This window comes from Endozoicomonas sp. SESOKO2 (genome assembly GCF_024606245.1).
In the GTDB taxonomy this organism is placed as follows: domain Bacteria; phylum Pseudomonadota; class Gammaproteobacteria; order Pseudomonadales; family Endozoicomonadaceae; genus Endozoicomonas_A.
Window position 1 is genome coordinate 1 of sequence record NZ_JAHHPQ010000671.1, and the last position, 6,292, is coordinate 6,292.

3 protein-coding genes are annotated in these 6,292 nt (G+C 44.6%); all 3 read right to left on the reverse strand.

What is annotated here, in order from left to right; translation table 11 throughout:
- Positions 1 to 310 precede the first annotated feature (310 nt).
- A complete protein-coding gene (locus KDK17_RS16465; protein WP_257288561.1) occupies positions 311 to 2,119 on the reverse strand; it encodes a hypothetical protein in 1,809 nt (602 codons plus the stop codon).
- Positions 2,120 to 2,261: 142 nt separating this feature from the next.
- On the reverse strand, positions 2,262 to 3,770 hold the full coding sequence (locus KDK17_RS16470; RefSeq protein ID WP_257288562.1) for a hypothetical protein: 1,509 nt from the start codon (positions 3,768 to 3,770) through the stop codon (positions 2,262 to 2,264).
- A 661-nt stretch (positions 3,771 to 4,431) separates the two neighbouring features.
- Positions 4,432 to 6,159 (reverse strand): hypothetical protein, encoded by a 1,728-nt coding sequence (locus tag KDK17_RS16475; RefSeq protein WP_257288563.1) that lies wholly within the window; start codon positions 6,157 to 6,159, stop codon positions 4,432 to 4,434.
- Between the last annotated feature and the right edge of the window lie 133 nt (positions 6,160 to 6,292).

A 6,292-nucleotide genomic window follows, 5' to 3' on the forward strand; every position in this document is an offset into this window, starting at 1 on the left:
CTCAATTTCTTGCAATCCTCGCTACGGACGCTTAAGTCCGACAGGCTGCTAGACCCGATATTTCATAAATAAAGGGGACACCTTCTCCAATAGACAAAGAGCCTCACGCCCCTGAATCTTTTAATGGAATTCATTAAGGCCTTTCAGCAAGCATGAGAGTGAAGCAAACTATCATCAGCCATTAAACCCGACAGGGCGTCAAAAACATTGTTACCAAGAAACCGGTAATACTGATTTAAAGTACAGATTTCCGACTCGTGGAGGGTTTTGCAACACCCTCCGGAGGGCACAGGCTATTTACAACGAGGAACTACAATGGTGGCACTTGCTCTGACAATAGAATGTGCTCTGTCTGTCTTTCTCTCACCCCGCAGACAAATTTTGTTAGCAACTGAAACATAGGAATACCCAGACCCAATGTAGCCGCTAAGGCCTGACTGGTATGCCTTATCCAGGCTTGCCTGATACGCTTTGAAAGATAGAACCAGCTATGAGTAATGACCTGATCCGCAAGCACACCAAGACCCACTCCGACTTTCTCCGAAATGGTTAACCCTGCTGTGTCAGTACTATTCATAACCAGAGCACCTGGATCAGGTATCAGCACGGGTGAAGTGTAGGCTACCTGAGTTGTATAGGGAGAGACTGTGGATGAAACAGTTGCGGCGGATTCAGTGGGTGCAATGGTTTCAGTGGATGCAGTAATCCATTCAGTCGGTGAAATGGATGAAGCAAATGTTGGCATGGTGCAATTACACGCAACATTAATGCCTTTGGTAGACCACACGTACAGTGAAGCAAACCCTAATCGATAACTCTTCTTGGCGCCATGCGAACAGCTATCACTGTCGGCGTAATCAAAGGCTTTCAAACCCCATGCCAGCTCAATGCCTTTTAATCCAAACGCTCCCTGAATCGCATGAAAATCGGAACAATGATTATGGTGCCAGCCACCTATATAGTGATCAGGATCCGATGGCAGAGCGGAGTCAATCGATAGGTCATTGTCATGCTGATCAACGATGCGGTTACAGGTAGAATCGACAAAACGCAGAACGCTTTCTCTCTTCCGCTGAAAACTAAAGGAGAACAACACGCCACTGCTCTCTGCAATTTCCGGAACATCGGCTGTTGGCGCATCGTTGGGTACCTTTATGACGGTTTTAGTGTTTTTCATGGTCAACTGCACTTGTCCTGTTTCCTGGAAACATTCAACATTCAATGCAGCGTTATGACGATATGTTTCTCCCAGGGTGCCTTGCAGGAGGTTAAATTCAGAGCGTATAAATCGATAAATAAAACGCTCATCTCCCCCTCTTGTTTCAGGATCATCGTTACACCCCAGTTTTACCGAATTAATCATCCCGTGATTGTTCGCCGGATCAAGTACCACCTTGACGTTATCTGCAACAAAGATACCCGCCCCCATCAGGTTCAAAATGCCTGCCGGCATATGACTCCGACTGGACGGGGTTGAATGGGGGGATCCTGTGGGAAGTGTCGTTGATATACCGCCAGTATCCAGAGGGTTTCTGGAATCGACTTCGATATTCGCCAGATAATAGACAGAATTATTATGGGGTGCCGACATCACGTAGTGATTCTGCATCCTTCCATCAATCAAAAATTCAGGCCGAACTTCATTTCTTCCGTTCCCCACGAAAGCCGAATTATCCGGCAACTGAAAACTGACGATTGCATCGTGGCCATCAACAGACTCTGCCAATGGCAATTCATAGATAGCTTGCCGCCCCTTTCCAGGCACTTGCTCTGAATCAAAGATAAACAGGGTTGGATCGTCAGTTTTAAAAACCTCAAGATCTGGTCTTGTATTTGTAGCGGGTATTTTTCTTATCTTGACCGTTTCGGATATTAGAGAATGACCTGAGGAAGATGTTGTTGGAGATATCTGATTGTTTTTTTCCCTGATGAGAGCCTTGAATTCCGATATGTGCTGATTGCACACATCCCTATCGATACGGCGAGTTAATTCAGAACAACTTGAAGCCTTTGTATATGTGGAACTGGTCGTTGGCTCAACTGTGGAGAAAGCATAACAAGGGAAGCCATAAATTGCTGACAATAGAGCAACTGCTAACCCGGATCTGAAAACATTCATAACTGCACTCTGTTTAATTTTTAAAAGTTAAAACAGAAGCATCCTTACCGTAATAATCCTTTTTAAGATCATTATTCAGCCTAGACCGGATATGTAATAAATAAAGGCAAAGACTTCTCTGATATAAAATAACAACGACAAACTACAATGGTGACTCATGTTCTGCCAATCGAATGTGTTCTATCTTTCTTCCTCTCAGCCCACTGTCACATTTTGGTATCAACAACTGGACTGTCGGAATTCCCAGACCTATTGCAGCCGCTAACAACTGGCTGGTATGCCTTATCCAGACTTGCCTGATACGGTTTGAAAGACAGAACCAGATATGAGCGATGCCCTGGTCCGCAATAAACAGGGAAATACCTAATCCTGCTTTCTGCCCATCGGTCAGTCCTTTAGTGCCATTACCTTCAATAGCCGGAGCACCTTCACCTGAAATCTTTGCAGGTGAAGTATAGGCTACCTGAGTTGTATATGGAGAAACTCTGAATGAACCGGATGAAGTCGATAAAATCGATGTTGGCGTAGTGCAATGACAGGCAACATCAAAGCCTGAAGCAGACCACTCACTAAGCGAAGCAAATCCTAGTTGATACTTCTTCTCCAATTCAGTTGAACAGCTATGTAGATCGGTGTGAGGAACAACTGTCAAACCCCATGCCTCTTCTCTGTCTTTTAATCCAAATGCTCCCTGAATTGTTTTGATGTCAGAACAGTATTTGCTGCTGCCCCCGATACCCCCCATATAGTGATGAGGATGCAATAGATTCATTAAGTCGATCGATAAATCGTTGTCATGCTGATCAACGACGGTGTTACAGGTTGAATCGACCAAACTCAGAACGTTCTTTCTCGGCCATAAGCTCATAGAGAACAACACACTTTTGTTGTCTGCCGGACGGGGTATCAGAGTGTCAGATTTAGTGGGTACGGATATGACTGTTTTCGTGTTTTTCATGGTTAGCTGCACATGCCCTGTTTTCAGGTAACAATCCACATTCAATGCAGCGTTTTGAACATTTTTTGGTCCTCGGGTACTTTGCAGGAGATCAAACTCAGAGTGCGTAAATCGATAGATGAAGCTCTCCTTTGCTCCTCTCCCATCAGCATCATTTGTACACCCCAGTTTTACCGGTTTAGTCTCAGCGCGATTATCTGCCGGATCAAGTACCACCTTGATGTTGTCTGCCATAAAGATACCTGCTCCCTTCAGATCCAGAATGCCCACAGGTACATGAGCCCGTTTGGTGGGATTTGGAACGGGGCGCCCTGTTGGAGCTGCTGTTGATATAGCGCCCTTTGTTAAAGGATTTCTGGAATCGATTTCAATATTTGCCAAATAATAGACAGCATCATTATGGGATGCTGACATCACGAAATGATTCTGTATGCCTCCCTCAACAACAAATTCGGGCAAAATATCCGTCCTGTTCCCCACAAAAGCCGAGTTATCGGGTAACTGAAAACTACTGGTTCTTCTGGAACCGTCACTCACGACCCTGGTCAATGGTAATTCATAAACGACAGGCTCCCTCTTTCCAGACAGCCCCTTTCCCGAGAATCGCTCTGCATCAAAGATAAACAAAGTAGGATAAGTGGTTCGAAAAGCCTCATGATCCAGCCTTGTTGTAGCCGATATTTTTCTTATCATGACCGCCTCTGAGATTAAGGCGCCATCTGGGGAGCGACCTGGAAAAGTGCTTAGCGAGATATTCGGGTTAATAGTTGGGAAAGCACTAACGGAATGTGTTGTTGGATATAACTGTCTGTTCTTTTCCCTGATGATTTCCTTAAAGGCCGATAAATGATAACTGCAGACACCTTTATCGACACTACTGGTTAAATCAGAACAGCTTGAAACCTCTGTAAGTATGGGACTACCCGTCGAACCACCTATGGCGAAAACATGACTGGGAGAGACACACATTGCTGACAATAGAGCAACCGCCAAACCGGGTCTGGAAAGATTCATAACTTAACCCTGTCTCATTTTTAACGACCAAAACAGAAGTATGCTTGCTGTGACAATCCGTTTTAAGACCGTTATCTTATCCTAGACTGGATTTTTCATAAATAAAGACAACGTCTTGCCCAACAGGAAATGAGCCCCACACTTTTGGAAGTCTTGCCATGATGTCGGTGACAGCGCTGTGACATACTCCCTCCACCAAATCGGCAAGCCGATTCCAGTGGGGGCTTCTCCGAATCATTTTAATGTCAGAACAGTCATTTTTCTGCCAGATGATACCCATATAGTAATCAGGATCTGAAGGATGAGTTGAACCAATGTTTTGGTAATTTTTTACGACAATCTACGGTTGATTTTTTTCAAATATTACTTCTTCTGACAGTAGATTATGGGCTGCTTTCTTTGCTCTCAATATACTGACACATCGTGGTACCAGCTGGAATGCCGGAATCCCAAATCCCATTACAACAGCTAACACCTGACTGGTATGCCTTATCCAGGCTTGCCTGATACGGCTTGAAAGATAAAACCAGCTATTAACAACAGCCTGATACCCAACAAAACTGGTTATGCCAAAGACTATGCCCTCTTTCTGCCTTTGGGTTAATCCTGCTTCACCAGTATTATTCATCATCAGAGCACCTGCGTCAGGAGGAAGTGTGGATGAAATGTCGGGAGCCTGAGTTGTACAATCAGACGTTGCAGTGCAATTACATGCAACATCAAAACCTGCTATTGACCACGTGCTCACAGAAGCAAACTCTGCCCGATAAGTTTTCTCCATGGCCTCACAGCCATATTGATCACTGCTATCACCTAAAACCCAGCCCCATGCCTGTTCTCTGTCTTTTAATCCAAATGCACCCTGAACCATATTAATATCAGTACAAAAACTACCCCAGATGCCACCCATATAGTGATCAGGATCCGATGGATTGGCCAGATCAATGGATAGGTCATTGCCAAACTGATCAACGACGCTGTTACAGATAGAGTCAACGAAGCGCATAACGTTTTCTCTGTGGAATAAGATCATAGAGAACAACACACTACTGCTTTCTGGCGAACTGGGTGCAGGAGCATGAGTAGGCACGGATATGACGGTTGTAGTATTTTTCATCGTCAACTGCACTTGCCCTGTAGTTTGATGACAGAAGACATTGAATGCTGCGTTCAGAGGTGTTGTCAGTCTTTGTATGCCTTGCAGGAGGTCAAATTCAGAGTTCGTAAAGCGATAAACGAAGCGCTCTTCTGCTCCTCTTCCATCAGCAAAATCTGTACATCCCAGCTCTACCGGTCGGACTCTTATCTGATTATCTGCCGGATCCAGTATCACCTTGATGTTGTCTGCAGAAAAAATACCCGCACCTCTCAGATACAGAATGCCTGAAGGTATATGTTTCTGTGTGGTCGGGGTTGAGCCGGGGTATTCTGTGGTAGCTGTTGTTGATAAACGGCTCTTCTCTGGAGAATTTCTGGAATCAATTTCTATATTCGCCAGATAGTAGACAGCATCATTATAGGGTGCCGACATCACGTAATGATTCTGTATGCCTCCTTCAGTCACAAACTCAGGTAAAATATCTATCCTGTTCCCCACAAAAGCTGAGTTATCAGGCAATTGAAAACTCTTTACTCCTCTGAGATGGCCAGCGACGGGCACTGTCAATGGCAATTCATAAACGGCTGGCTGTCCCTTTCCTGACAATCGCTCTGCATCAAATATAAATAAAGTTGGATAGGTGGTTCGAAAAGCCTCATGATCCAGCCTTGTTATAGCCGATATTTTTCTTATCCTGACCGTTTCAGGAATTGGAGAAGCACTGGGTGAAATAGTTGAAGAAGGTGTTGTTGGAGATACCTGATTGTTTTTTTCCCTGATCAGCGCCTTAAAAGCAGGTAAATGATAACTGCACACGTCCCTATCAACCCCATTGGTTAATTCAGAACAACTTGAAGCCTCTGTATATCCGGAACTATCCGTTGACCCATCTGCGGCGCAAACATGATAGGGGAAGGCAAAAATTACTGATAACAGAGCAACCACAGAACCGGATCCGGGACTATTCATAACAGCACTCTTTCTCATTTTTAAATGCTAAAACAGAAAATCCTTACCGCAATAATCCCTCTTTAACGTCGCCATTTATCCTAGCAGCCTGTCGGACTTAAGCGTCCGTAGCGAGGATTGCAAGAAATTGAGG

What these genes read in the sequence shown, in the direction of transcription:
- KDK17_RS16465 (WP_257288561.1), bottom strand. Translation starts at nt 2,119, where the DNA reads ATGAATGTTTTCAGATCCGGGTTAGCAGTTGCTCTATTGTCAGCAATT.
- KDK17_RS16475 (WP_257288563.1), bottom strand. Translation starts at nt 6,159, where the DNA reads ATGAATAGTCCCGGATCCGGTTCTGTGGTTGCTCTGTTATCAGTAATT.
- KDK17_RS16470 (WP_257288562.1), bottom strand. Translation starts at nt 3,770, where the DNA reads ATGATAAGAAAAATATCGGCTACAACAAGGCTGGATCATGAGGCTTTT.